Origin of the sequence: Kineococcus deserti, assembly GCF_050871945.1 — a bacterium.
Taxonomy (GTDB): Bacteria; Actinomycetota; Actinomycetes; order Actinomycetales; family Kineococcaceae; genus Kineococcus.
In genome coordinates this window covers 373,307-398,426 of record NZ_JBJLSI010000001.1, presented here as the reverse complement: position 1 = coordinate 398,426, position 25,120 = coordinate 373,307, and the positions used below count along the sequence as shown (strand labels likewise).

Genomic DNA, 25,120 nt, shown 5'->3' with positions numbered 1-25,120 from the left:
CGCCCGCCGCCCGCCGGGGGGGCGGTGCCGCGCCCCCCCCCCCCCCCCCCCCCCCCCCCCCCCCCCCCCCCCCCCCCCCCCCCCCCCCCCCCCCCGGGGACGGCTCAGTACCAGTTGACCGACTTCGAGTGCGACCAGGCGCTGCACGGCGTGCCGTAGCGGTTCGCGATGTAGTCCAGGCCCCAGGCGATCTGCGTCACCGGGTTGGTCTCCCAGTCCGCACCGGCCGAGGCCATCTTGCTGCCCGGCAGGGCCTGCGGGATGCCGTAGGCGCTGGAGCTGGGGTTGTCGGCGGTGTAGTCCCAGCCGCTCTCCTTGGTCCACAGCGAGTCCAGGCAGGAGAACTGCTCCTCACCCCACCCGTGGTCGGCGAGCATGAGCCGCGCCACCGACCGGGGGTCGCGCTGGGCGTTGCGGGTGGCCTCGGCCGCGGCGGCGGCACGCGCCTCCTCGGCCAGGCGGGCGGCCTGGCGGGCGGCCTCGGCGGCGGCAGCGGCCTCGGCGGCGGCCTTCTCGGCCGCGATCCGCTGGTCGCTGGCCACGCGGACGGTCGCCTCCTGGAACCAGTTCAGCGACGTGGCGCTCTGGCGTTCGGCCTGCGCGGCCAGCAGCAGGTGGTCGGGAACGGCGGCCTCGGCCTGCGGGGCCGGACCGGAGGTCAGGGCGGCGCCGGCGAGGACCGACGCCGTGACGGCGACGACGCAGGGGGCGGCGAGCCGGGCGAGGCGGCGACGGCCGGAACGCTCACGGCGTTCGCGCCGGGCGGTGGAGGTGGTGCTGGTGCTGGTCTCGGGAGTGGTCTGCTCGTCCGTGAGCTCGCTGGTGCGGTGGAGCGGCAAGCCGGGCCTTCCGACGATCTCCCGGCCCACGCCCGGTCGAGCTTGTCCACCTCTCCGCCGGATCGCGGAGCTGCCCGTTCGGGAGCTCCGCCGTGGGACCCGGTCGGCCCGTTCGGCGCGTCGTGCGCCCGCTCGGCCGACGTCGTCGACGCTGCCGGGATCCCGGTCGGTCGACGGCCTCGAGGTGCTGTCGTCCGGGAACGCTGCCTCGCCGACAGGCGTCTGAGCAAACGCCGATCACCCGTTTGATCACAGAGAGGTCACGTCCAGGCCACGGTGCGTCGACTTTTGTGGAACTTCTCACAGCCGTCCGGGCGAGGGCCGGGGTTTCGACGCAGCGGCCGCGTGGAAGGTTCCGGACACCACGAGGACGCTGTGCCCGGAACCACCTCTCACACCCGTCCCGTCAGCCCCCGAAGTCGGACAGCAGTTCGGTGACGAGGGCCGCGACGGGCGAGCGCTCGGACCTGGTCAACGTCACGTGCGCGAACAACGGGTGCCCCTTGAGCGCCTCGACCACCGCCGCGACGCCGTCGTGCCGGCCGACCCGCAGGTTGTCCCGCTGGGCCACGTCGTGGGTCAGGACCACCTTGGAGTTCTGCCCGATCCGCGACAGCACCGTCAGCAGCACGTTGCGCTCCAGCGACTGCGCCTCGTCGACGACGACGTAGGAGTCGTGCAGGGAGCGGCCGCGGATGTGGGTCAGCGGGAGCACCTCGAGCATCCCGCGGTCCACGACCTCCTCCAGGACGTGCGGGGAGACCAGCGCCTCGAGGGTGTCGAAGACGGCCTGCCCCCAGGGCCCCATCTTCTCGGCCTCGGTGCCCGGCAGGTACCCCAGCTCCTGCCCGCCGACGGCGTACAGCGGGCGGAAGACGACGACCTTGCGGTGCTCACGGCGTTCCATGACGGCCTCCAGGCCGGCGGCGAGCGCGAGCGCGGACTTGCCCGTCCCGGCCCGGCCCCCGAGGGAGACGATGCTCACGGTCGCGTCGAGCAGGGCGTCCAGGGCGATCCGCTGCTCGGCCGAGCGTCCCCGGACCCCGAACGCCTCGCGGTCGCCCTTGATGAGCCGCAGCTGCTTGTCGGCCGTGACGCGGCCCAGCGCGTGCCCGCGCGGGGAGGACAGCACGACCCCGGTGTTGGCCGGCAGGTCGCGCACCTCGGCCGACTCCAGCGTTCCGGTGTCGTAGAGGCCGCCGACCTCCTCGGCCGTGACGGTCAGCTCCACCACACCCGTCCAGCCGGAGTCCGGGGCCAGCTCGGCGCGGTACTCGTCGGCGGTCAGCCCGACGGCGGACGCCTTGACGCGCAGCGGGACGTCCTTGGACACGACGGTGACGTCGAGCCCCTCGTCGGCGAGGTTGCGGGCGACGGCCAGGATCCGGGTGTCGCCGGCCGTGGCCAGCGGCCCGTTGCGCAGCGCCGACGGCAGCGTGGAGACCTCGGAGTGGTTCAGCTCCACGCGCAGCGTGCCGCCCTGCTCGCCGATGGGCATCGGGGCGTCGAGGCGGCCGTGCTGCACGCGCAGGTCGTCGAGCCGGCGCAGCGCCTCCCGGGCGAAGTAGCCCAGTTCGGGGTGGTGCCGCTTGCCCTCCAGCTCGCTGACGACGACCAGCGGCAGCACCACGTCGTGCTCGGCGAAGCGGAAGAGGGCGCCGGGATCGGACAGCAGGACGGAGGTGTCCAGGACGAAGGTCCGGCGGGCCGGACCGGGAGGTACCGCACCCGCACGTGCGGGGGTCGCGGGGGCGTTCGTCGGGGTGTTCGGCGCGGCGGGGTTGGGGCTGGTGACCACGGACGTCTCCCGTTCTCGGGAGCCCGGTGCGCGTCCGCGCCCGGACCCCCCTCAGCAGCGGCGGACCGGGACCTCAGGTCACCCTGCGGGCGACCCGGAGCCGGGTCTGCCTGCTGCGCTGGACAGCTCGCACGGTGACCTCCCGAGCGGGCGGCGGACGCCTCCCGTCTGCCTTCGACGCTAGCGGCACAACTGCTGTGACGGTTGATGAACACGCGATCCGGGGTGATCAGTGCGTGACATCCGGGTGACGCGGTGACGACGCGTTCCCGGCGCCCTTCCCCGTGTCACCGTCCGGGGCCGGTCGGGTTCGAGCGCGCTGTCACCGCGTGCCCGGTCATCGCGCGCGAGGTCACCGCGCGCCCGGTCATCGCGCGCGAGGTCACCGCGCGCCCGGACCCGGCAGCGCACCCTCAGGCGCCGAAGCGCCGCTCCCGTGCGGCGTACGACCGCAGCGCGCGCAGGAAGTCCACCTTCCGGAAGTCCGGCCACAGCACCTCGGTGAAGAAGAACTCCGAGTGCGCGCTCTGCCACAGCAGGAACCCCGACAGCCGCTGCTCCCCCGAGGTGCGGATGACGAGGTCGGGGTCGGGCTGGCCCTTGGTGTAGAGGTGGTCGGCGATGTGCTCGACGTCGACGACCTCGGCGAGGTCGGCCATCGAGGTGCCGAGCGCGGCGTGCTCGCGCAGCAGCGAGCGGACGGCGTTGGCGATCTCCTGCCGGCCGCCGTAGCCGATGGCGACGTTGACGACCCCGGTCGTGATCCCGGCCGTCTCCTCCGCCAGTTCACGCAGCCGCGACGCGCTGGCCTCGGGCAGCAGGTCCAGGGCCCCCACGGGGTGCACCTTCCACTGCTTCGTCGCGGCGACGCGGGCCACGGCGTCCTCGACGATCAGGATGAGCGGTTCGAGCTCGTCGGCGGGGCGGTTGAGGTTGTCGGTCGACAGCAGGTAGAGCGTGACGACCTCGATGCCCTCGTCGGCGCACCAGCCCATGACCTCGACGACCTTGTCGGCGCCGGCCCGGTGGCCGTGGGAGCTGGGGGCGCCGAACGCCTTGGCCCAGCGCCGGTTGCCGTCCAGGATGATGCCCACGTGGCGGGGCAGCACGTCCGGGTCCAGCGACCGTTCCAGCCGCCGCCCGTACGCGCCGTAGAGGAGTTCGCGGAGGCCCATCGGCGCTCACGGTATACCCGTCCGGACGACACCCCGCGCGGATCCTTGACCGGGTCCCGGCCCCGTCCCTACCGTCGGCTCACCGACGACGCCGTCGGTCCCCCGGCACCGTCCGGGGGTCTGCGCAGCCGCACGGTCGCGGCTCGTCCCGGAGGATGACATGCCCAGCAGCACCTCGCGTCGCTCCCTGCTCACCCTCGCCCTGGCGGCTCCCCTCGCTGGGGCGGCGCTGAGCGCCTGCGGCAGCGGCGGCCCCGGCCAGGCGTCCGGGGACGGCTCCGGTGCGACCATCTGGATCCTGACCGGCCCCCCCGGGGAGAAGATCCGCACCGACGCCGTCAACGCGTTCAACGACGCCAACCCCGACGAGGCGCTCACGATCGCCACCTACCAGAACGACGCGTACAAGCAGAAGGTGCGCACCGCCATCGGCGCCAACCAGGGCCCGACCGTCATCTGGACCTGGGGCGGCGGGGGTCTGCGCGACTACGTCAAGAACGGCCAGGTGGAGGACCTGACCTCCTTCTTCGAGGAGAACGCCGAGCTGAAGGACAAGCTGTTCGCCAGCGCCTTCGGGGCGGCCACCGTCGACGGCAAGATCTACGCCGTCCCGTGCGAGAACGTGTCGCCGATCGTCATGTTCTACAACAAGCGGGTCTTCGAGAAGGTCGGCGCGCAGATCCCCACCACGTGGGACGAGATGATGGCGCTCGTGCCCGTCTTCAACGCGGCCGGCATCGCCCCGTTCTCCCTGGGCGGGCAGTCGCGGTGGACGAACATGATGTGGCTGGAGTTCCTCTACGACCGCATCGGCGGCGCGGAGCTGTTCCAGTCGATCTACGAGGGCACCCCCGACGCCTGGTCGCACCCGGACTCGATCGACGCCCTGACCAAGGTGCAGGACCTCGTGCGCGCCGACGGGTTCGTCAACGGCTTCGCCTCCATCACCGCCGACTCCAACGCCGACCAGGCGCTGCTGCACACCGACCGGGCCGCGATGATGCTGCACGGCGCCTGGACCTACGGGGCCATGAAGGAGGAGGGCGGCGACTTCGTGACCGGCGGCCACCTGGCCTGGTCGACGTTCCCCACCGTCACCGGCGGCAAGGGCGACCCGACCGACACCGTCGGCAACCCCTCCTCCTACTGGGCGCTGTCCTCCAAGGCCGGCGAGGAGGCCAAGGCCGCGGCGAGGAAGTACCTCGCCGAGGGGCTGGTCACCGACGCGACGACCCAGGCGTGGGTGGACGCGGGCTCGGTCCCGATCGTCAACGGCAGCGACAGCATGTTCGCCGGCTCCGAGGACGAGGAGTGGCAGCAGTTCGTCTACGACACCGCCTCGGGCGCGGCGACCTTCCAGCAGTCCTGGGACCAGGCGCTGTCCCCGACCGAGGCCGAGGCGCTGCTGGACAACATCGAGAAGCTCTTCGGCCTGGCGATCACGCCGGAGGAGTTCGCCGCGAACATGAACGCCGCCATGGGGTCCTGAAGCACGTACGGTGACGGGTCCGGCCGCACAGCCGGACCCGTTACCGTCGCTGGGTGCACGCAGATCTTCCCCAGGAGGCCGCGGCCGTCCTCGACGCCGTCAAACCCCGGCTCCGGGGCTGGCTGCACGCCGGGACCTTCCCCGCGGCGCTCGTCGCGGGGACGGTGCTGGTCCTGCTGGCCCCCACGACCGCCTCGCGGGTGGCCTGCCTGGTGTTCGCGCTGAGCGCGGCGCTGCTGTTCGGCACGTCCGCGGTCTACCACCGCGGGACCTGGTCGCCGCGGTGGGCCGCGGTCCTGCGCCGGTGGGACCACAGCAACATCTTCCTGATCATCGCCGGCACGTACACGCCGCTGGCGGTGGCGACGCTGCCCGCTGCCGAGGCCCGGTTCCTGCTGACCCTGGTCTGGGCCGGCGCGCTGGCCGGGGTGGCCTTCCGGCTGCTCTGGCTCGGCGCACCCCGCTGGTTGTACACCCCGGTGTACGTCGCGCTGGGCTGGGTCGCGGTCGGCTACCTGGACGACTTCGCCGACGGCGGCGGGCTCGCCGTGGCCGTCCTGGTGGGCCTGGGCGGGCTCCTGTACTCCCTGGGCGCCGTGGCGTACGGCACGAAGCGCCCCAACCCCAGCCCGCGGTGGTTCGGCTTCCACGAGGTGTTCCACGCCTTCACGGTGCTGGGGTTCGCCGCTCACTACGCCGCCATCTCACTGGCGACGTACGCCCTCGCGGCCTGACACCGCACCCACGACCGCACCCACGGCCCGGGCCAGCTCCTGCGGGTCGGTCCGGGGCACGTCGCACACCTGCCCCCGGCACACGTACGCCGCCGCGCGGCCGTCGACGAGCCCGCGGTGGGCCAGCAGCTCGGGGACGTCCTCGCCCGGCAGGCCGCGTGTCACGACCAGCCCCGGCGCCGTCCCGGCCAGCGCGACCCGGTGCAGCGCAGCCGTTCCGGCGTCCCCCGCCGCACCGACGACGGCGACCTCGCGCGGACCGTCCGCGAGCGCCTCGGCGACCGCGAGGCCCCAGCCGGCGAAGCGCGGGGACGCGGCCGCCACGGCTCCGGCCACCCCCAGGGCGCGCACCGCGGCGTCGCGGAACCCGGCCTCGCCGGTCAGGGACCCCAGCGTCAGCAGCACTCCCGCCGCGGCGGAGTTCCCCGACGGGGTCGCCCCGTCGGAGGGGTCGCTCGGCGAGCCGGCACCGGCGCGCGCGGCCGACAGCGCCGGGTCGACGTCGGCGACGTCCACGAACCCGTCGGCGGCGGTGAACCGGTCGAGGACCTCCCGGCCGAGGTCGAGCGCCTCGTCGAACCACGACCGCTCCCCCGTCGCCGCGTGCAGGACCAGCAGCCCCTCGGCGAGGTCGGCGAGGTCCTCCAGGACGGCGGCCGGGGCGCCGACGGTCCCGTCGCGCGAGACCCGCCGCCAGCTCCCTCCGACCCGGTGCACGTCGAGCAGGAAGCGGGCCGCCTCGTGCGCGGCGAGCAGCAGGTCGGGCCGGGCCAGCACGGCACCGGCCTCGGCCAGCGCCGCGATCGCCAGCCCGTTCCAGGCCAGCACGACCTTGTCGTCGCGGGCCGGTTGCGGACGGTCGGCGCGGGCGGCGGCCAGCCGTTCACGCACCCGTTCCCAGCGCTCGACCTCCTCGCCGAGGTCCCGGGTCAGCCGGGCCGTGGAGGTGCCGTGCTCGAACGTGCCCGTCTCGGTCACCCCCAGCAGCTGCGCGGCCCACGGGCCGTCGTCGATCCCGAGGACCTCGACGAGGTCACCCGGTGTCCACACGTAGGTGGCGCCTTCGACCGCACGGAGGTGCCCCTCGGCGTCGAGGACCGGGGTGTCGGCGTCGAGGGAGGCCGCGAAGGCGCCTTGCGGGGTGCGCAGGTCGCGCAGCAGGAACTCGCAGGTGTGCTCGGCGACCCGGCGGTGCTCGACGTCCCCGCCGGCGCGGTAGGAGTGCAGGTACACCCGGGCCAGCAACGCGTTGTCGTAGAGCATCTTCTCGAAGTGCGGCACGACCCAGCCGGCGTCGACGGCGTACCGGGCGAAGCCTCCGCCGACCTGGTCGGCCATCCCCGAGCGCGCCATCGCCGTCAGCGTCCGGTCCACCAGCCCGGCCGCCACGGCCGAGCCGGTGCGCGCGGCGTGCCGCAGCAGGAACTCGCACACCATCGACGGCGGGAACTTCGGTGCCCCGCCGAACCCGCCGTGCACGGTGTCCTCCTCGGCCGCGAGCTGGTCCACGGCCGCGGTCAGCTCCTCGGCCCCGGGCACCGACCCCGCCGCCGGAGACATCGACCCCAGCGCCGCGGCGATCCGGCCGCTGGAGTCCAGCACCTGCCCGCGCCGCTCCCGCCACGCCTCGCTGACCGCGGCCAGCACCTGCCGGAAGGAGGGCAGCTGCGGGTGCGGGCGGTCCGGGAAGTAGGTGCCGGCGTAGAAGATCTGCCCGTCGGGGGTGCAGAACGTCGTCATCGGCCAGCCGCCCTGGCCGGTCAGGGCCGTGGTGGCGGCCATGTGGACGGCGTCGACGTCGGGCCGTTCCTCCCGGTCGACCTTGACGTTGACGAACCAGGCGTTCATCTCCGCGGCCGTGGCCGGGTCCTCGAAGGACTCGTGGGCCATGACGTGGCACCAGTGGCAGGCGGCGTACCCGGTCGAGACGAGCACCGGGACGTCGCGCTCGCGCGCCTCGGCGAACGCGGCGGGGCCCCACTCCTGCCAGTCGACGGGGTTGTCGGCGTGCTGGAGCAGGTACGGGCTGGTCGAGCGGGACAGTCGATTGGCCACGGACCTCACGGTGTCACGGGCTGCGTCCCGCGGCACCCGCCGGGATCATCGGGGCATGAGGTTCGGAGTTCTGGGCACCGGTCACTGGGCCCGCACCACGCACGGCACGGCGCTGGCCGAGCACCCCGAGGTCGAGCTCGTCGGCTTCTGGGGCCGGGACGCGGGGAACGCGCAGCGGGCGGCCGACGAGTGCGGCGGCACGGCGTTCACCGACGTCGACGACCTGCTGGCCGAGGTCGACGCGGTGGCGGTCGCGCTGCCACCGGACGTCCAGGCCGACCTCGCCGTCCGCGCCGCGCAGCGCGGCCGGCACCTGCTGCTGGACAAGCCGCTGGCGACGACCCTCGAGAACGCCGACGCGGTGGTCCGCGCCGTGCAGGAGAACGGTGTCGCCTCGATCGTCTACCTGACCTACCTGTTCCAGCCCGACATCACCGACTGGCTGGGCCGGATGCGCGACCTGGCGACCGAGCACGGCCCGTGGGAGGGCGGGGTGTTCCGCTGGGCGGGCACGATCGACGCGCCGGGGAACCCCTACGGGAACTCCCCGTGGCGCCGGCAGCGGGGCGGGCTGTGGGACAGCGGACCGCACGCGCTGTCGATCCTGCGGCCGGTGTTCGGCGACGTCGAGCGGGTCAGCGCCGGCCGCGGCCCGCGCGACGCCGTGGTCGCCGCCTTCGAGCACGCCTCCGGTGCGGGCACGTCGCTGTCCGTGACCGCCACCGCCCCCGAGGGCACGGGCGGGTCGTTCGCGACGATCTGGGGGCCCGGCGGCCGGCACGACCTGCCCCGGTTCACCGGCACGGCGCAGGAGGGTTTCCGCCGTGCGGTGGACCGGCTGCGGGACGCGGCGCGCACCGGGCGCCCGGACGCGCTCGACGTCGTGGACGCCCGGGAGACCGTCGCGGTCCTGGCCGCCGTCGAGGAACACCTCGCGCGGCCGGACCGGGCGACGGCCGTGGCTCACTCCTGAGGCGGTTCGTCCTTCGACGGCCGTTGCGGCGCAGCCGTTCCGGCCTTCTCCTCGGCCTCGGTGCGGGCGCGGTGGTTCACCTTCTGGATGCGCCGCGCCATGCTCCGGGCCAGGAAGTACACGGCGATCGCCGAGAGGAACAGCACGACGAACCCGGCCAGCCCGGGGGTGACCAGGTCCGCGTCGACCTCCGGCGTCGCCGTGGGCGACGGCGTCGCGGCCAGCAGGAACGCGGTGATCACGCCGTGCCCCGCAGACCGGCGAACAGGTCGTCCTCGGGGGTCGTCGTGGGCACGTGGCTGATGGCCAGGTGGAAGTCCTCGGTCGGCCACAGCTCACGCTGCATGTCCAGCGGCACCCCGAAGAACCAGCCGTCGGGGTCGATCTGCGTCGCGTGCGCCAGCAGCGCCTTGTCGCGGGTCTCGAAGAACTCCCCGCACTCCACGCGCGTGGTGATCTCCAGCTCCTTGCGCCGGGTCCCGTCGGGGTCCTCCTCGACGATGCGCTTCATCCAGTCCGCGAACGGCGACTCCTCGCCGCGAGCGAGGAACGCCTCGTGGAAGGTGCGCATCCGGTCGCGCGAGAAGCTGGCGTGGTAGTAGAGCTTGGAGGTCCGCCAGGCCTCGCCGGCCTGCGGGAACTGCTCGGCGTCGGCCGCGGCGTGGAAGGCCGCGAAGGACACCTTGTGGGTCATGATGTGGTCCGGGTGCGGGTACCCGCCGGACTCGTCGTACGTCGTCATGACGTGCGGGCGGAACTCGCGCACGACGTGGACGAGCGCGTTGACGGTGAACTCCTCGGGCGTCAGCGCGAAGCAGCCCTTCGGCAGCGGCGGCAGCGGGTCGCCCTCGGGCAGGCCGGAGTCGACGTACCCCAGCCACCGGTGCTGGACCCCGAGGATGCGCGCGGCCTCGGCCATCTCGTGCCGGCGGTACTCACCCATGTCGCGCAGCAGGGACGCGTTGTCCTTCAGCCGCGGGTTCAGCACGTCACCGCGTTCGCCGCCGGTGCAGGACACGACGAGCACCTCGACGCCCTCGGCCACGTACCTGGCCATCGACGCCGCACCCTTGCTGGACTCGTCGTCCGGGTGGGCGTGCACGGCCATCAGCCGCAACGTCTCCGCCACGGTGGCTCCTCTCACAGACGGTCGCGTCACCACCCCGACAGCTGGGGTGGGACGATCGGGGTCCATCCTCGCCGATCCGCGGCGCGCTCGGCGCACCGCCCTCGCCCACCCGCAGGAGCCACCCGCCGTGACCGACCGCCAGACGCCCGGTGAAGTTCCCGCTGACGTGCTGGCCGCGCGCTACGGCAGGCGCCCCGCCCGCGTCGGGCGTCCCTGGTACCGGCGGCCGGTGCCGCTGGCGGCGGCGGTCCTGGGGGCGCTGCTGGTCCTGGCCTACGGCGTCTGGCTGGCGGTCGACCAGAGCCGCGGGCCCGCCTACACCGAGATCAGCCACCGGATCGTGGACGACCGGACCGCCGAGATCCGGTTCAGCGTGACCCGCGGGGCGGGCGTGGCGGTGCGCTGCCAGGTCCACGCCCTGGACGACGGGTCGGCCGAGGTGGGTCTGCTGCAGGTCGACATCCCCGCCTCCGACGACACCGAGGTGCAGGAGTCGGTGCAGGTCAGGACGACGTCGAGGGCCGTCACGGTCGGGGTCGAGTCGTGTTCAGCGGTGGAGCCCTGAGCCGATCGGAGCTAGCCTGGCGCTTTCGAGTCGCTCGCTCCCGCGGTCGCGGGGCCGGGCGACTCGGTTTTTTGCGCCGGGAGGGCAGGAGGCCCGCCCGGAGAAGGCAGTGACAGGGAGCAGACCGTGAGCGAGACGACCACCGGCAGCGTGACGTGGCTGACGCAGGATGCCTACGACCGGCTCAAGGCCGAGTACGAGCACCTCTCCGGTGAAGGCCGCACGGAACTCGCCAAGCGCATCGAGCAGGCGCGCGAGGAGGGTGACCTCAAGGAGAACGCCGGCTACCACGCGGCCAAGGAGGAGCAGGGCAAGCAGGAGCTGCGCATCCGTCAGCTGCGCCAGCTGCTCGAGACCGCCCAGGTCGGCGAGGCACCCGCCTCGACCGCGGGCGAGGTGTCCCTGGGGCACGTGGTGACCGTCGAGCTCGCCGGTGACGAGATGACGTTCCTGCTGGGCAGCCGCGAGATGGGCGACGCCGCCGGCCTGGACGTCTACTCCGAGAAGTCCCCGCTGGGCTCGGCCATCCTCGGCAGGAAGCCCGGCGACGAGGTGACGTACACCGCGCCGAACGGCCGGGAGTTCCCGGTCAAGGTCGTGGACACCAAGCCGTACTCCGGCTGAGGCGCGCCTTTCGAGCGCGCGGTGACCTCGCGCGCGATCATCGGGCGCGACGTCACCGCGTGCCCACTCCCGCCGTCGCCGCGGTTCGAGCGCGATGTCACCACGTGCGCGGTGATCGCGCGCGAGGTCACCGCGCGCCCTCCCGCGGGCCGGCGCCTCACCGCTTGACGTCCGCCTCCCCGCGCTCGGCGTGCTCGGTCGCGTCGTTGGGTCGAGGGGTGTCGGGCGCCAGCGGGGCGTCGGAGGCCTCGATCTCGGCGACCTCCTCGGTCGGGCGACCGCCTCGGGCCAGCGCCCCGATGCCCGTCTTTAGCACCGCCACCAGCGGCACGGCGAACAGCGCGCCGACGATCCCGAAGACCGTCGCCCCACCGGCGACGGCGAGGATCACGGCCAGCGGGTGGACGGCGACGGCGCGGCCCATGAGGAACGGCTGCAGCAGGTGGCTCTCCACCTGCTGCACGAGGATCACGACCCCGAGCATGATCAGCGCGGTCACGAAGTCGTGCGCCACGAGCGCCACCAGCACCGCGACGGTGCCGGACAGCAGCGCCCCGACGATGGGGATGAACGCGCCGAGGAAGACGACCAGGCCCAGCGACGTCGCCAGCGGCACCTGCAGGATCGCCGCCCCGATCGCCACCCCCAGGCCGTCGACGAACGCGACTGCGATGGTCGCCCGCATGTAGTGGGTGAGGGTGACCCAGGACTGCCGGGAGGCGTCGTCCACCGGCTCCCGGGCGGGCTCGGGCAGCAGGTGCAGCAGCCAGGACCAGATCCGGCGGCCTTCGAGCAGGAAGAAGAAGGACGCGAACAGCGCGATGAAGAATCCGGCGACGACGTGCCCGGCGGTGGACACGACGCCCGTCGCACCGGCGATCAGCGTGTCGCGGTTCTCCGCGACGGCCTGCTCGGCCTGCTGGATGTAGTCCGAGATCGCCGTCGACGTCAGGTTCAGCGGCCCCTCCGACAGCCAGGTCTCGACCTCGGTGACGCCCTGGGTGGCCGACCGCTGCAGTTCGGGCCACTCGTTGGCGGCCTGGGTGCCGACGATGCCCACGAGGCCGGAGACGATGCCCGCGGTGAGCAGCATGGACAGCAGGACCCCGACCGCCTGCGGCACGCGCAGGCGGTGCGAGAAGTTCGCCAGCGGGGCCAGCAGCGCCGTGACGAGCAGGGCGACCAGGACGGGGATGACGATCTCGCTGACGAAGCTCAGCCCGTAGGCGAGCACGACGACCCCGGCCAGCACGACCAGGAACCGCCACGACCAGGACGCCGCCAACCGCAGGGCGGGACTGACGTAGGGCTGGTGGGGGTGGGACGCCGGGGACGGGGGGCGGGGCATGCGCTCATCCTGCCCCCGCCGTCTCGAGGCGGCGCGCGCGGGAAACCGGCCACCGAACCCCGTCGCCAACCGGACCGACGGGACGTAGGTTCGGGCGGGTGAGCATCAGCCAGACTCCCGCGCTCCCCCTCGAAGCCCCCGCCGACCTCCCCCGCACCCTCGGCGCGCTGCGCGCCTCCGGCCACCGGCACGTGTCGGTGAAGGAGGAGCTGCGCGCCAACCTCGTCGCCCGCATGCGCGCCGGTCAGGACCGCTTCCCCGGCGTCGTCGGCTACGAGGACACCGTCGCCCCCGAACTGGAGCGGGCCCTGCTCGCCGGCCACGACGTGGTCCTGCTCGGCGAACGAGGTCAGGGCAAGACCCGGTTGCTGCGTTCGCTCGTGGGCCTGCTCGACGAGTGGACGCCCGTCATCGAGGGGTCGGAGCTCAACGAGCACCCCTACGCCCCGCTGACCCCGGCCTCCCGCCGCCGGGTCGCCGCCGAGGGTGAGGACCTGCCCGTGGCCTGGTTGCACCGGTCGTTGCGCTACGGCGAGAAGCTGGCCACGCCCGACACCTCCGTCGGCGACCTCATCGGCGACGTCGACCCCGTCAAGGTCGCCGAGGGCCGGGCGCTGGGCGACCCCGAGACCATCCACTTCGGCCTGGTCCCGCGCACCAACCGCGGCGTCTTCGCCATCAACGAGCTGCCCGACCTGGCCGAGCGGATCCAGGTCTCGCTGCTGAACGTGCTGGAGGAGCGCGACATCCAGGTCCGCGGCTACCAGCTGCGGCTGCCGCTGGACCTGCTGCTGGTGGCCAGTGCGAACCCCGAGGACTACACCAACCGCGGGCGCATCATCACCCCGCTCAAGGACCGGTTCGGCGCGGAGGTGCGCACGCACTACCCGCTGGAGGTCTCGCTCGAGGTCGACCTCGTCCGGCAGGAGGCCGCCACGGTCGCCGAGGTGCCCGGGCACCTGCTCGAGGTCCTGGCCCGGTTCACCCGCGCCGTGCGGGAGTCCCCGGCCGTCGACCCCGCCTCCGGGGTGTCGGCGCGGTTCGCGATCGCGGCCGCCGAGACGGTCTCGGCCGCAGCGCTGCGCCGGCACGCCCTGTCGGGGGAACGGACCGAACCGGTCGCCCGCGTCGGCGACCTGCACACCGTCGTCAGCGTGCTCGGCGGCAAGGTGGAGTTCGAGCAGGGCGAGGAGGGCCGGGAGATCGAGGTCCTGGAACACCTGCTGCGCACCGCGATCGCCGAGACGTACCGGTCGCTGCTGGGTGGTGCCGAACTGTCCGGGTTCTCCGAACTGGTCACCGACGGCCGCACCATCGAGACCGGGGACCTGGTGCCCGCCGAACGGCTGCTGGAGCAGGTCGGCAAGGTCCACGGGTTGTCGCAGGTGCTGGAGCGGCTGGGCCTGGAGGACGCCACCCCGGGCCGGGCGGCCAGCGGGGTGGAGTTCGTGCTGGAGTCCCTGCACCTGACCCGCCGGCTGGACAAGCTCGTCCTCGACGACGGCCGGACGGTCTACGGCAGCTGAGGGGTCCCGGCTGGGCGCCACGCGGCGGGAACCCGGCGGGCAGCACGCCGCCCCGCACCGTGGTCGGTGCGGGGCGGCGTGTCCGGACCTCGTTGTCCGTGCGGTCGTGCCCTGCGGTCAGTCGTTCTGCGGGAAGCCCAGGTTCAGGCCGCCGTGGGAGGGGTCCAGCCACCGCTCGGTGACGACCTTGCCGCGGGTGAAGAAGTGCACGCCCTCCACGCCGTGGGCGTGGGTGTCACCGAACAGCGACTGCTTCCAGCCGCCGAAGGAGTAGTAGGCCACCGGCACCGGCACCGGCACGTTGATGCCGATCATGCCGACCTGCACCTCGTTGCGGAACTTGCGCGCCGCGCCGCCGTCGTTGGTGAAGATCGCCACGCCGTTGCCGTACTTGTTGCTGTTGATGAGGTCCATGCCCTCGTCGTAACCGGCCACGCGCACGACCGACAGCACCGGGCCGAAGATCTCGTCGGTGTAGATCGACATGTCGGTGCCGACCTTGTCGAACAGCGTGGGGCCCAGCCAGAACCCGTCGGCGTCGCCGTCCGGGACGACCTCGCGGCCGTCGATGACGAGTTCGGCGCCCTCGCTCACGCCGGCGTCGACGTAGCCGGTGACCTTGTCGCGGTGGGCACCGGTGACCAGCGGGCCCATGTCGCAGCCGCGGCGGCCGTCACCGGTGCGCAGGGTGGCGACGCGCTCCTTGATCTTGGCGATGAGCTCGTCGGCGACCGAGTCGACCGCCACCAGCGCCGAGACGGCCATGCAGCGCTCACCGGCGGAGCCGAAACCGGCGTTGACGGCGGCGTCGGCGGCCAGGTCCAGGTCGGCGTCGGGCAGGACCAGCATGTGGTTCTTGGCCCCGCCCAGGGCCTGCACGCGCTTGCCGTGCTGGGTGCCGGTCTCGTACACGTACCGCGCGATCGGGGTGGACCCCACGAACGAGACCGAGGCGACGTCGGGGTGGGTCAACAGCCCGTCGACGGCGACCTTGTCGCCGTGCAGGACGTTGAACACCCCGTCGGGCAGGCCGGCGTCCTTCCACAGCTGGGCGATGAAGTTCGCCGCCGAGGGGTCCTTCTCGCTGGGCTTGAGGACCACGGTGTTGCCGGCGGCGATGGCGATGGGGAAGAACCACATCGGGACCATGGCCGGGAAGTTGAAGGGGGAGATGATCGAGACCACACCCAGCGGCTGGCGCACGGAGTAGACGTCGATCTTGGTGGAGGCGTTCTCGGTGAACGCGCCCTTGACCAGGTGGTTGATGCCGCAGGCCAGTTCCACGACCTCCTGGCCGCGGGAGACCTCACCCAGGGCGTCCGAGAGGACCTTGCCGTGCTCGGCGGTGATGATCTCGGCCAGTTCGCCCTTGCGCTCGTTGAGCAGCTCGCGGAACTTGAACAGGACCGTGGTGCGGCGGGCCAGGGAGGTGTCGCGCCACTTCGGGAAGGCGGCCTTGGCCGCACCCACGGCGGCCTCGACGTCGGCCGGCGAGGCCAGGGCGACGGTCTTGGTGCGCTTGCCCGTCGCGGGGTCGTACACGTCCGCCGCCCGGTCGCCGGACCCCGACGTCGGCGCACCGGCGATCCAGTGCTGCACGACGGGCAGGTCTACGGCACCAGCGTCTGCGGTGGTGCTGGCGGTGGTGGTGGTCACGAATGCCCTCCTCGGACGTCATCGGCGGGACGACTCCCGCCGGGTAGTCGAACGCGGCCATCATGCCACCCCACCGACCCCCTTTGTCCAGACAAACTGTCATGGATCTCCCGTCAAGTCCGACGGGCCGGCGAGAAGGCCGTGGCGTCCCGGCGGGTCCGGACGTAGCGTGCCGACGTGGCACGGGATGCGTGGAGCAGGCGACGCGGCGGGCGGTACCGGTACGGCGAGTGGGCCGGCGGCCCCGATCCGCTGGCCCCGCCGTACGACGTGCGCGCGGCCCTGGACCGGGTCGGGCACGAGGTCCTGTCCGGCGGCTCGCTGCGTGAGGCGCTGCGCGACCTGCTGCGCCGCGGCCCCGACGGCCGCTCCGGACTGGAGGACCTGCGCGCCCGGGCCGCGCGGATGCGTCGCGAGGCCGCCCGCCGCGGCGACCTCGACGGCTCCCTGACCACGGCGCGCGCCCGGCTCGACCAGGCGCTGGCCGCCGAACGCGAGGAGCTCGCCGGCCGCGACGGCGACGACGCCCGGTTCGCCGAGGCGCGCCTGGATGCCCTCCCCCGCTCCACGGCGCAGGCCGTGCGCGACCTCGAGGACTACCAGTGGGCCTCGTCGGAAGCCCGGCAGCAGTACCAGCAGATCCTCGACGGCCTGCGCGACGACGTCGTCGGCCAGCAGTTCCGCGGCATGAAGCAGGCGCTGCAGAACGGCAGCCCCGAGACGATGCAGGCGCTCAAGGAGATGATGAGCGACCTCAACGACCTGCTCGCCAAGAAGGCCCGGGGTGAGGACACCCCCGAGGACTTCGCCGAGTTCATGGCCGAGCACGGCGACACCCTGGGCGAGGAGGGCGTCGAGAACCTCGACGACCTGGTCGACGCCCTGGCCCGCCGGGCCGCCGCGGCCTCGCGGCTGATGCGTTCGCTGTCGCCGCAGCAGCGCGAGGAACTGGCCTCGCTCATGGCGCAGGCCCTGGGCGGGGATGTGGACCTGCAGGCGCAGATGGCGCAGCTCAACGACAACCTGCGCGCCCTGCGGCCGGACCTGGACTTCTCCCGCGGCGAGCGCGTCCGCGGCCAGGGCGAACCCCTCGGTTACGGCGAGGCCGCCGACGCCCTGCAGGACATCTCCGAACTCGACGACCTGCTCGACTCCCTCGGTCAGGAGCACCCGGGCGCGACGCTGGACGACGTCGACGTCGACGCCCTCGAACGTCAGCTCGGCCGGGGCGCGGCCGACGACCTGCGGCGCCTGCGGGAACTGGAACGGGAACTGCAACGGCAGGGCTGGCTGTCCCGCTCCGCAGGTGGACTCACCCTGTCCCCCAAGGCGTTGCGGCGTCTGGGGCAGACGGCGCTGCGCGAGGTGCTGGGCCGGCTGGACACCGGTGGACGCGGCGACCACGAGAACACCGACGCCGGCGCCGGCGGCGAACCGACCGGGGCGACGCGGCGCTGGCAGTTCGGCGACGAACAGCCCCTGGACGTCGTGCGCACCGTGTCGAACGCGTTGAAGCGCGGGGCCGCGTCGGGTGGCGCCGTGAAGCTGTCCTGGGAGGACTTCGAGGTCGTCGAGACCGAACGCCGGGCCGGCGCGGCCGTCGCGCTGTGCGTGGACCTGTCCTTCTCGATGGCCGCCGAGGGGCGCTGGGGGCCGATGAAGGAGACGGCCCTGGCCCTGTCGCACCTCATCTCGACCAAGTTCCCCTACGACGAACTGCAGATCATCGGGTTCGGTCTGCACGCCCAGCCGATGAGCGTGGGGGAACTGGCCGAGGTCGAACCCGACTTCGTGCAGGGCACCAACCTGCAGCACGCCCTGAGCATCGCCCGCCGGCACCTGCGCAAGCACCCCGACGCCGAACCCGTCGTCCTCGTCATCACCGACGGCGAGCCGACGGCGCACCTGGTCGAGGGCCGCGACGCCACCGAGTCGTTCTTCCAGTGGCCCCCGACGGCCGAGACGATCCGCGCCACCGTCCACGAGGTGGACCTGCTGACGCGCTTCGGTGCGACGATCAACCTGTTCATGCTGGGTGAGGACCCCGGGTTGCGGCGGTTCGTCGACGCCGTCGCCCGCCGCAACGGCGGCCGCGTGCTCTCCCCCAGCCCCGACCGGCTGGGCCAGTACGTCGTCGACGACTACCTGCGCTCGCGCGCCGGCCGCGGCTCGTCCCGCCGCGCCTCCTGAGGGCGCCCGCGCCCCCGGAAAACCGTGGCCGCGGCACGCACGGCTGTGCCACGGTGACGACGTGTTCGCGCGGGTCGTCGAGGTCGTCCTCCCCCGCCGCCTCGGCACCGGGTTCCGCTGGTTCATCGCCTCCAGCTGGGCGAGCAACCTCGGCGACGGGCTGGCCCTGGCGGCCGGTCCGCTGCTGGTCGCCTCCCTGACCGACGACGCGTTCCCCGTGGCGCTGGCCGCCCTCGCCGCGTGGCTGCCGCCGCTGCTGTTCGGGCTGAGCGCCGGGGTGCTGTCGGACCGGGTGGACCGGCGGCTCGTGGTCGTGACGGTCGACCTCGTGCGCGCCGTCGTGCTGGTGGCGCTGGCGGCGGTCGTGCTGACCGGGCACGCGACGATCCCGCTGGTGCTGGCCGCGTTGTTCCTGCTGGCCACGGCCGAGGTCTTCGCCGACAACACCGCCGGCACGCTGCTGCCGGTGCTGGTGGCCCGCGACGACCTCGCCGTCGGGAACGCGCGCGTCCAGACGGGTTTCATCACGGTCAACCAGCTCGCCGGTCCCCCGCTGGGTGCCGCGCTGTTCACGGTGGGCGCCGCGACACCGTTCGCCGCCCAGGCCGGGTTGTGCGCGCTGGCGGCGGTCTTCGTCGGCCGGCTCCGGCTGCCCGCCCCCGACGCCCCGAGGACGCCCACGACCCCGTGGCACGACGTGCTGGAGGGGATCCGCTGGACCGCCCACCACGCCGCGGTCCGGGTGCTGGTCGTGACGATCTTCGTCTTCAACATCACGTTCGGCGCGGCGTTCTCGATCCTCGTCCTGTACGCCACGCAGCGGCTGGGGCTCGGCGCGGTCGGCTACGGCCTGGTGACCACGACGAGCGCGGTCGGCGGGATCGTGGGCGTGCTCGCGTACGGGTGGATCACCCGGCACGTCAGCCTCGGCAACCTGATGCGGATCGGGCTGGTCGTCGAGACGCTGACCCACCTCGCGCTGGCGCTGATCACGTCCCCGTACGCGGCGCTGCCGGTGTTCCTGGTGTTCGGCGCGCACGCGTTCGTCTGGGGCACGACGTCGATCACCGTGCGCCAGCGCGCCGTCCCGCACGCCCTGCAGGGCCGGGTCGGCGCCGTGAACACCGTCGGCACCTACGCCGGCCTGGCGCTGGGCAGCGGGATCGGCGGCGTGCTCGCCCAGCACCACGGTGTGACGGCGCCGTTCTGGTTCGCCTTCGCCGGCTCAACCGTGTTCGTCGTGCTGGTCTGGCACGCCCTGCGTCACGTCGCGCACGCCGACGAGGCGCCCTCCGTCGCCGCCATCCCGCGGAAACAACAGTCTCCGTCCTCGGAGACGGCCTCCTGAGGACGGAGACTGTTGTTTCCGCGGGGATCCGGGACTCAGCCCAGCGCCTGCGCCAGGTCCGCGACGAGGTCGTCGGCGTCCTCGATCCCGACGGACAGGCGCACCAGGTCGTCCGGCACCTCCAGCAGCGACCCCGCGACCGAGGCGTGGGTCATCTTCCCCGGGTGCTCCACGAGCGACTCGACGCCACCGAGCGACTCCCCCAGGGTGAACAGCTCGGTCGCCTTGCACACGGCCAGCGCGTCGTCGACCGAGGCCGTGCGGAAGGAGATCATCCCGCCGAAGCGCTTCATCTGCTTCGCCGCGACGTCGTGGTTGCGGTGCTCGGGCAGGCCCGGGTAGAGGATCTTCGTCACCCGCGGGTGCGACTGCAGGAACTCCACGACCCGCTCGGCGTTGTCGCAGTGGCGTTCCATGCGGACGGCGAGGGTCTTCAGGCCGCGCTGCACCAGCCAGGAGTCGAAGGGCCCGGCGATCGCGCCCATGGAGTTCTGGTGGAAGCCGATGCGCTCGGCGAGGGAGTTCCCGCGGCCGTCGTCGCCCTCGCGCACGACGACCGCGCCGCCGACGACGTCGGAGTGCCCGCCGGCGTACTTCGTCGTGGAGCTGACGACGAGGTCGGCGCCGAGGGTCAGCGGGGTCTGCAGGTACGGGGTGGCGAAGGTGTTGTCGACGACGAGCAGGGCGCCGGCGGCGTGGGCGACCTCGGCGAGGGCAGCGATGTCGGCGATGGTGAGCAGCGGGTTGGTGGGGGTCTCGACCCAGAGCAGCCGGGTCGTGCCGGGCCGGATCGCGGCGCGGACGGCGTCGACGTCGGCGAGATCGACGGGGGTGTGCTCGACGCCCCAGGGCTCGACGACGCGCTTCACGAGGCGGTAGGTGCCGCCGTAGGCGTCGTTGGGGACGACGACGTGGTCGCCGGGCCGGAGCAGGGCCCGCAGGATCGCGTCCTCGGCGGCGAGGCCGGAGGCGAAGGCGAACCCGGCGTCGCCCTGTTCGAGGGAGGCGAGCTGGGCCTCCAGGGAGGCGCGGGTGGGGTTGCCGGAGCGGGAGTACTCGTAGCCGGCGCCGAGGCCGGTCCGCAGCGCACCGACGCCGTCCTGCTTGTAGGTGGAGACCTGGTAGATCGGCGTCACGACCGCACCGGTGGCCGGGTCGGCCTCCTGGCCGGCGTGGATGGCGCGGGTGGAGAAGCCGGGCTGCTGAGCGTCAGTCACCCCCAGAGCCTAGGGAACGTCCGGACCGGCGTCGTGGTTGACGGGGGTACGACAGACGGAGGGAGCGAGACGTGGTGCTGTTCGGCAACCCGTACAAGACGCAGATGGTGACCGCGGACGAGGCGCTGAAGGGCTCGGCCACGCGGCGTTTCGAGGTGCCGCGCGAGCACGCCGTCCTCGGCACCCCGCTGGAGGGCCCGTGGCCCGAGGGCACCGAGGTCATCTCGCTGGCGATGGGCTGCTACTGGGGCGCGGAGCGCATCTTCTGGCAGCAGCCGGGCGTCGTGACGACGGCGGCCGGCTTCCAGGGCGGGTTCACGCAGAACCCGACCTACGAGGAGTCGACGACCGGCCGCACCGGCCACGCCGAGACGGTCCTGGTCGCCTACGACCCCAGCGTGACCGGCCCCGAGCAGCTGCTGAAGGTGTTCTGGGAGAACCACGACCCGACGCAGGGCTTCCGGCAGGGCAACGACCGCGGGACGGAGTACCGCTCGGCGATCTACACGACGACCGACGAGCAGTGGGAGGCGGCGCAGCGCACGCGGGAGACCTTCCAGCGGGAGCTGACCGAGCACGGTCACGGCCGGATCACCACGGAGATCCGGCGCGCCGAGGAGGCGGGCCCGTTCTGGTACGCCGAGGACTACCACCAGCAGTACCTGCACAAGGTCCCGAACGGGTACTGCAACCACGGCCCCAACGGCCTGACCTGCCAGATCGGGTTGGTCTCCTCCGGGGAGTGAGCCCGGGCGGAACGGTGTGAGACGCACGAGAGGGGACGGTGCCCACGGGCACCGTCCCCTCTCGTGCGCGTACGCCCCCCAGGCGCAGGCCGGGCCACCCGTCCCCCCGGCGGGGTGCCCTCGGACGATCCTCGCAGAGGTCCGTGGCACGTGGTGACCATCCGCCACCCCCCTTTCGAGGCGCTTCTGCCGCACCTCCGATCAGCGGGACTTATGGGACCTGGATAACCTTCGCCCACAGGAAGGAGTCCACCCCGTGGCTGCCACCACCGAGTCCAACCCCGGGCCGGTCCGCCGGACGGTGCGCATCGCCGCCGTCGACGACCACCCCGCGCTGCTGTCGGGCCTGCGGCTGGAGCTCGCACGCCTGGACGCGTCGTTCGTCTTCGTCGCCACCGCGCCCACCGTCCCGGACCTGCTCGCACAACTGAGGTTGCCGCACCACGAGGCGCCGGACGGGGTCGCGCCCGACGTCGTCCTGCTGGACCTGCGCCTGGGCGACGGCTCCCGGCCCGCCGACAACGTCCGTGCGCTCGTCGAGGCCGGGTCCCGCGTGCTCGTCTACACCGAGGGCCGTCAGCACGCCGAGGCGCTGGAGGCCATGCGGGCCGGCGCCCAGGGCGTGCTGCTCAAGGACCGCCCCGTGGCGACGGTGGCCGGGGCGTTGCGGGCCGTGGCCGAGGGCGAAACCGTCTCCTCGGCCGAGACGGCCGCCGCGTTGCAGGTCGACGAGTCCCTGACCTCGCACCTGTCGCCGCAGGAACGGCGGGTGCTGGAGCTGTACGCCGGCGGCATGCCCGCCCGCTCGGTCGCGCTGCGGCTGGGGGTGACGCTGGAGACGGCCAAGAGCTACCTCAAGCGCATCCGGGCGAAGTACGCCGCCCTGGACCGGCCGGCCTACACCCGCATGGAGCTGTACAAGCGCGCCGTCGAGGACGGCGTGCTGGCCCCGCTGTCCTCGCCGCTGGCGTCGCAGCCGCCGGCCGAGCCGCGTGACGACGACTGACCCGGTCGACGGCCGCGGGGGCCGGGGGTGACCCGGCGCGGCGCCCAACGGCTGCTCGCCCTCGTGCTGGCGCTGGCGCTGGTCTCGGTCGCCCCCACGATCGCGGCGAGCCTGCTCACCGGGCGCTCCCAGGCTCCCCCGGTCTGGTCGGCCGTGGTGTGCCTGGCGTACGCCGTGGTCTTCGTGCTGCTGCTGGTGCAGGCGGTGCGCCGGGCGACGTGCTGGGTTCCGGCGTGGGCGCTGGTGGTCGTCGGGAACGCGGTGCTGGCCACCTACCCGCTGGTCGTGACCGGGGCCGGCGGTGAGGCGGGGCGGCAGGCGCCGTGGGTGCTGGCGCTGTCGCCGCTGACCGTGGGCGCCGGGGCCGTGGCGCTGCCGTCGCCGCCCCGCGCGCTCGCGCTGACCGCGGTGCACCTGGCCCTGCGCGCGGTGCTGCAGCTGGAGGGCACCTGGGTGGTCTCGCCGGACACGGCCGCACTGGACGCCGTGGGCCTGCTGGTCATCGCCACCGCGGCCTCGGTGGCCGTGATGGCCGTCCACGGAGCCGCCGCGCAGGTCGAGGCGGCCCGCGTCGGGGCCGAGCGCGCCGCCGCCGCGGCCGCCGCCGCCCGGGCGGTGGAGCTGGAGAACTCCCGGTGGGACGGGATCGTGCACGACGACGTGCTGGCCGCGCTGTCCATGACCGCCCACGCACGCGACCGGGCCGAGCGGCTGCGGGCCCGGGCCGCGGCGGGTCGTGCGCTGACCAGCATCGAACGCGACCCCGACGGCGACCAGGGCCCGGTCCCGCTGGCCGAGGTCACCTCCCGGCTGGCCGGCACCGTGCTGGCCCTGCACCCCGAGGCCGCCGTCACAACACCCGACGACACGTCCGGAACGGCCGGCGGGCTGCCGGGCCACGCCGTCGACGCGCTCGTCGCCGCGACGGCCGAGGCCGTGCGCAACGCGGTGCAGCACGGCGGACCGCCCGGCGAGGGACCACCGTCCCTGCGCGTGCGGATCCGCACCGGCCCCGGTCCCGGGGGCGCCGGGCGGCTGAGCGTGGAGGTCCGTGACGACGGGGTCGGGTTCGACACCCGCCGCACCGGCCCCCGGCTGGGCCTGGCCGTCTCGGTGCGCCGGCGCGCGGACGTCGTGGGCGGCCGGGCGCTGGTGCGTTCGGTCCCGGGCGTGGGGACGGTGGTGCTCCTGAGCATCCCCCTGGCCGACCCGGAGGCCGCGACGGACGTCGCCTCCGGAAGGGGCACGGCGTGAGGGGGATCCGGCGGGCCTGCCTCACCGGAGCCCTGCTGTGGCTGTTCTCGCACGGGCCCCTGGTGGCGCTGCTGTCGCTGCCCGACCACCGCGCCCCCTGGTTGGCGCTGCTGGCGCTGGGGGTGGTGCTGACGGTCAGCGCCGTGGCCGTCAGGCCGCTGCTCGGCGGCCCGCTGCACCTGTCGCGGCCGGCGGCCCTGGCCATGGCCGCCGTGGTGCCGCTCAGCGGGCTGGCCGTCACCCCCTTCCTGGACCCGGAGCTGTGGCGGACCTACGCGAACTGGTGGCCGGGCCTGACGCAGGTCCTCGTCGCGGCGCTGGTCATGCGGCGGCACCGGCTGGCGGCGCTGGTCGCCGAGGGGGCGTCGGCACTCGTGCTGGGGGCCTGCCTGCTGTCCTCGGACCTGCCGGACCGGGACGTCGACTTCGCCGCGCTCAACCAGCCGGCCATCGTCTGGTTCACCGCGAGCCTGGGGGTGAGGCTCCTCTTCGACCGCACCGCGCGGGACGTGGCGCGGTTCGAGGCCGACGCCGGGCGCTCGGTGGCGGCCCGGGCCGGCGCCGAGGCCCGCGAGCGCAGCGCCCGCCAGCGCCGGGCCGACCTCGAGCACAGCGTGGTGCCCCTGCTGCGGCGCGTCGTCGAGACCCGTCCTGACGACTGGCCGGCCCTGTCCCGCTCGGCCCTGGCGGTGGAACGGCGGCTGCGCGACGACCTGCGCGCCCGCGACCTGCTCGACGAGGTCGTCCGGACGGCCCTGCGCGAAGCCCGCGACCGCGGCTGCGAGGTCGACGTCGTCGACGACCGGGGTCCCGCGCAGACCGGACAGGACTTCACCGCGGAACTGCGCGCCGTCCTGGCCCCGGTCCTGACCGCCTGCGGCACGGCCCGGGTGACGCTGCGCCTGCCGCCCGGCGGCCGGCTGGCGACCCTGTCGGTGGACGGTTCCCGACGGGAGGCCGAATCCGTGGCCGACGTCCTGCGGGCCGCGCGGCACGCCGGCCCGCGGCTGGACGTCACGAGCGACCTGCAGGTCGACGACCTCGGCGGTTCGCTGTGGGTGGAGTTGCGCCCCCGCTGAGGCGGCTGGTGCGGGCTCAGCCGGCACGAGGCCGTCTGGTCGCCCCCGCACGACCCGCGCGCTGGGCAGGGTGCTCGGTGAGCTCGCGCGGGAGTGCGTCTCCGACGTCGCCCCGAGGCACCCCGCGGCGCTGCGGCTGTCGCAGGAGGCGGTGACCTCACCACTGCCGCTGGACGAGCTGGCCCGGGCCCGGCTCGACGTGGCCGCCGAGCACCTGCTCAGCGGTGCAGGGGTGAGCACGGCCGCGCGCCGGGCCGGTTCCGCGACCCGGGCGGGGTTGTTGCGGGCCCTGAGCCGGGAGACGGGGCTGAGCACCCGGGAGATCGCGCTCGACCCCCCGGGTGCGCTGCCCAGGCCGTGATCCCGCCG

General features: G+C 73.8%; 22 protein-coding genes. 13 read left to right on the top strand and 9 right to left on the bottom strand.

Features of this window, described 5'->3' with window-relative positions; genetic code table 11:
• Positions 1-104 precede the first annotated feature (104 nt).
• The 3 genes from ACRYR2_RS01980 to ACRYR2_RS01970 form a co-directional block, all read right to left on the bottom strand.
• The gene (locus tag ACRYR2_RS01980; protein WP_432561125.1) at positions 105-839 is read right to left on the bottom strand and encodes an aggregation-promoting factor C-terminal-like domain-containing protein; all 735 of its coding nucleotides are present in this window, start codon (positions 837-839) and stop codon (positions 105-107) included.
• Positions 840-1,245: 406 nt separating this feature from the next.
• On the bottom strand, positions 1,246-2,637 hold the full coding sequence (locus tag ACRYR2_RS01975; RefSeq protein WP_432561124.1) for a PhoH family protein: 1,392 nt from the start codon (positions 2,635-2,637) through the stop codon (positions 1,246-1,248).
• Between the two features lie 413 nt (positions 2,638-3,050).
• Positions 3,051-3,812, bottom strand: coding sequence for an isoprenyl transferase (locus ACRYR2_RS01970; RefSeq protein ID WP_432561123.1), 762 nt, complete (start codon positions 3,810-3,812; stop codon positions 3,051-3,053).
• 160 nt (positions 3,813-3,972) lie between these two features.
• Here ACRYR2_RS01970 and ACRYR2_RS01965 point away from each other — a divergent pair, with 160 nt between their 5' ends.
• Positions 3,973-5,301 carry an extracellular solute-binding protein gene (locus ACRYR2_RS01965; RefSeq protein ID WP_432561122.1) on the top strand — a complete coding sequence of 443 codons (1,329 nt, stop codon included), beginning with the start codon at positions 3,973-3,975 and terminating at the stop codon, positions 5,299-5,301.
• Positions 5,302-5,354: 53 nt separating this feature from the next.
• Positions 5,355-6,035, top strand: a complete 681-nt coding sequence (gene trhA / locus ACRYR2_RS01960) for a PAQR family membrane homeostasis protein TrhA (protein WP_432561121.1) — start codon at positions 5,355-5,357, stop codon at positions 6,033-6,035.
• On the opposite strand, the gene ACRYR2_RS01955 is transcribed toward trhA, so the two are convergent.
• Complete coding sequence (locus ACRYR2_RS01955; protein ID WP_432561120.1) at positions 6,006-8,090, bottom strand: thioredoxin domain-containing protein; 2,085 nt, start codon at positions 8,088-8,090, stop codon at positions 6,006-6,008. The two genes, trhA and ACRYR2_RS01955, sit on opposite strands and share 30 nt — an antisense overlap.
• Positions 8,091-8,145: 55 nt before the next feature.
• Here ACRYR2_RS01955 and ACRYR2_RS01950 point away from each other — a divergent pair, with 55 nt between their 5' ends.
• On the top strand, positions 8,146-9,063 hold the full coding sequence (locus tag ACRYR2_RS01950) for a Gfo/Idh/MocA family protein (protein WP_432561119.1): 918 nt from the start codon (positions 8,146-8,148) through the stop codon (positions 9,061-9,063).
• Here the strand turns inward: ACRYR2_RS01950 and ACRYR2_RS01945 are convergent.
• Positions 9,054-9,305, bottom strand: coding sequence for a hypothetical protein (locus ACRYR2_RS01945; protein WP_432561118.1), 252 nt, complete (start codon positions 9,303-9,305; stop codon positions 9,054-9,056). The two genes, ACRYR2_RS01950 and ACRYR2_RS01945, sit on opposite strands and share 10 nt — an antisense overlap.
• Positions 9,302-10,192: a mycothiol conjugate amidase Mca gene (gene mca / locus ACRYR2_RS01940; protein ID WP_432561117.1), complete on the bottom strand. Its 891-nt coding sequence runs from the start codon at positions 10,190-10,192 to the stop codon at positions 9,302-9,304. Before mca ends, ACRYR2_RS01945 begins: the two co-directional genes overlap by 4 nt.
• A 127-nt stretch (positions 10,193-10,319) precedes the next feature.
• Here mca and ACRYR2_RS01935 point away from each other — a divergent pair, with 127 nt between their 5' ends.
• Positions 10,320-10,757, top strand: coding sequence for a DUF4307 domain-containing protein (locus tag ACRYR2_RS01935; RefSeq protein WP_432561116.1), 438 nt, complete (start codon positions 10,320-10,322; stop codon positions 10,755-10,757).
• A 126-nt stretch (positions 10,758-10,883) separates the two neighbouring features.
• Positions 10,884-11,381, top strand: coding sequence for a transcription elongation factor GreA (gene greA / locus ACRYR2_RS01930; protein ID WP_432561115.1), 498 nt, complete (start codon positions 10,884-10,886; stop codon positions 11,379-11,381).
• A 157-nt stretch (positions 11,382-11,538) separates the two neighbouring features.
• Here the strand turns inward: greA and ACRYR2_RS01925 are convergent, their stop codons facing one another.
• Positions 11,539-12,729: an AI-2E family transporter gene (locus ACRYR2_RS01925; protein WP_432561114.1), complete on the bottom strand. Its 1,191-nt coding sequence runs from the start codon at positions 12,727-12,729 to the stop codon at positions 11,539-11,541.
• Between the two features lie 98 nt (positions 12,730-12,827).
• Here ACRYR2_RS01925 and ACRYR2_RS01920 point away from each other — a divergent pair, with 98 nt between their 5' ends.
• A complete protein-coding gene (locus ACRYR2_RS01920) occupies positions 12,828-14,255 on the top strand; it encodes a sigma 54-interacting transcriptional regulator (RefSeq protein WP_432561113.1) in 1,428 nt (475 codons plus the stop codon).
• Positions 14,256-14,372: 117 nt separating this feature from the next.
• Here ACRYR2_RS01920 and ACRYR2_RS01915 read toward each other — a convergent pair whose 3' ends face one another.
• On the bottom strand, positions 14,373-15,854 hold the full coding sequence (locus ACRYR2_RS01915) for a CoA-acylating methylmalonate-semialdehyde dehydrogenase (protein ID WP_432561146.1): 1,482 nt from the start codon (positions 15,852-15,854) through the stop codon (positions 14,373-14,375).
• 234 nt (positions 15,855-16,088) lie between these two features.
• Here ACRYR2_RS01915 and ACRYR2_RS01910 point away from each other — a divergent pair, with 234 nt between their 5' ends.
• Both ACRYR2_RS01910 and ACRYR2_RS01905 read left to right on the top strand, forming a co-directional pair.
• Positions 16,089-18,101 carry a vWA domain-containing protein gene (locus ACRYR2_RS01910; RefSeq protein WP_432561112.1) on the top strand — a complete coding sequence of 671 codons (2,013 nt, stop codon included), beginning with the start codon at positions 16,089-16,091 and terminating at the stop codon, positions 18,099-18,101.
• Between the two features lie 61 nt (positions 18,102-18,162).
• Positions 18,163-19,449 carry an MFS transporter gene (locus ACRYR2_RS01905; protein ID WP_432561111.1) on the top strand — a complete coding sequence of 429 codons (1,287 nt, stop codon included), beginning with the start codon at positions 18,163-18,165 and terminating at the stop codon, positions 19,447-19,449.
• Positions 19,450-19,484: 35 nt separating this feature from the next.
• Here ACRYR2_RS01905 and ACRYR2_RS01900 read toward each other — a convergent pair whose 3' ends face one another.
• Positions 19,485-20,666 (bottom strand): cystathionine gamma-synthase, encoded by a 1,182-nt coding sequence (locus ACRYR2_RS01900; RefSeq protein ID WP_432561110.1) that lies wholly within the window; start codon positions 20,664-20,666, stop codon positions 19,485-19,487.
• A 104-nt stretch (positions 20,667-20,770) separates the two neighbouring features.
• Here ACRYR2_RS01900 and msrA point away from each other — a divergent pair, with 104 nt between their 5' ends.
• The 5 genes from msrA to ACRYR2_RS01875 all read left to right on the top strand — a co-directional run bounded on the left by msrA (position 20,771) and on the right by ACRYR2_RS01875 (position 25,112).
• On the top strand, positions 20,771-21,412 hold the full coding sequence (gene msrA / locus ACRYR2_RS01895; RefSeq protein ID WP_432561145.1) for a peptide-methionine (S)-S-oxide reductase MsrA: 642 nt from the start codon (positions 20,771-20,773) through the stop codon (positions 21,410-21,412).
• A 256-nt stretch (positions 21,413-21,668) separates the two neighbouring features.
• Positions 21,669-22,418 (top strand): sigma factor-like helix-turn-helix DNA-binding protein, encoded by a 750-nt coding sequence (locus ACRYR2_RS01890; protein ID WP_432561109.1) that lies wholly within the window; start codon positions 21,669-21,671, stop codon positions 22,416-22,418.
• Positions 22,419-22,445: 27 nt separating this feature from the next.
• Positions 22,446-23,672 carry an ATP-binding protein gene (locus ACRYR2_RS01885; protein WP_432561108.1) on the top strand — a complete coding sequence of 409 codons (1,227 nt, stop codon included), beginning with the start codon at positions 22,446-22,448 and terminating at the stop codon, positions 23,670-23,672.
• On the top strand, positions 23,669-24,751 hold the full coding sequence (locus tag ACRYR2_RS01880) for a hypothetical protein (RefSeq protein WP_432561107.1): 1,083 nt from the start codon (positions 23,669-23,671) through the stop codon (positions 24,749-24,751). Before ACRYR2_RS01885 ends, ACRYR2_RS01880 begins: the two co-directional genes overlap by 4 nt.
• 70 nt (positions 24,752-24,821) lie before the next feature.
• A complete protein-coding gene (locus ACRYR2_RS01875; protein WP_432561106.1) occupies positions 24,822-25,112 on the top strand; it encodes a hypothetical protein in 291 nt (96 codons plus the stop codon).
• Positions 25,113-25,120 lie beyond the last annotated feature (8 nt).

What these genes read in the sequence shown, in the direction of transcription:
- ACRYR2_RS01950 (WP_432561119.1), top strand. Translation starts at nt 8,146, where the DNA reads ATGAGGTTCGGAGTTCTGGGCACCGGTCACTGGGCCCGCACCACGCAC.
- ACRYR2_RS01965 (WP_432561122.1), top strand. Translation starts at nt 3,973, where the DNA reads ATGCCCAGCAGCACCTCGCGTCGCTCCCTGCTCACCCTCGCCCTGGCG.
- msrA (WP_432561145.1), top strand. Translation starts at nt 20,771, where the DNA reads ATGGTGACCGCGGACGAGGCGCTGAAGGGCTCGGCCACGCGGCGTTTC.
- ACRYR2_RS01925 (WP_432561114.1), bottom strand. Translation starts at nt 12,729, where the DNA reads ATGCCCCGCCCCCCGTCCCCGGCGTCCCACCCCCACCAGCCCTACGTC.
- ACRYR2_RS01970 (WP_432561123.1), bottom strand. Translation starts at nt 3,812, where the DNA reads ATGGGCCTCCGCGAACTCCTCTACGGCGCGTACGGGCGGCGGCTGGAA.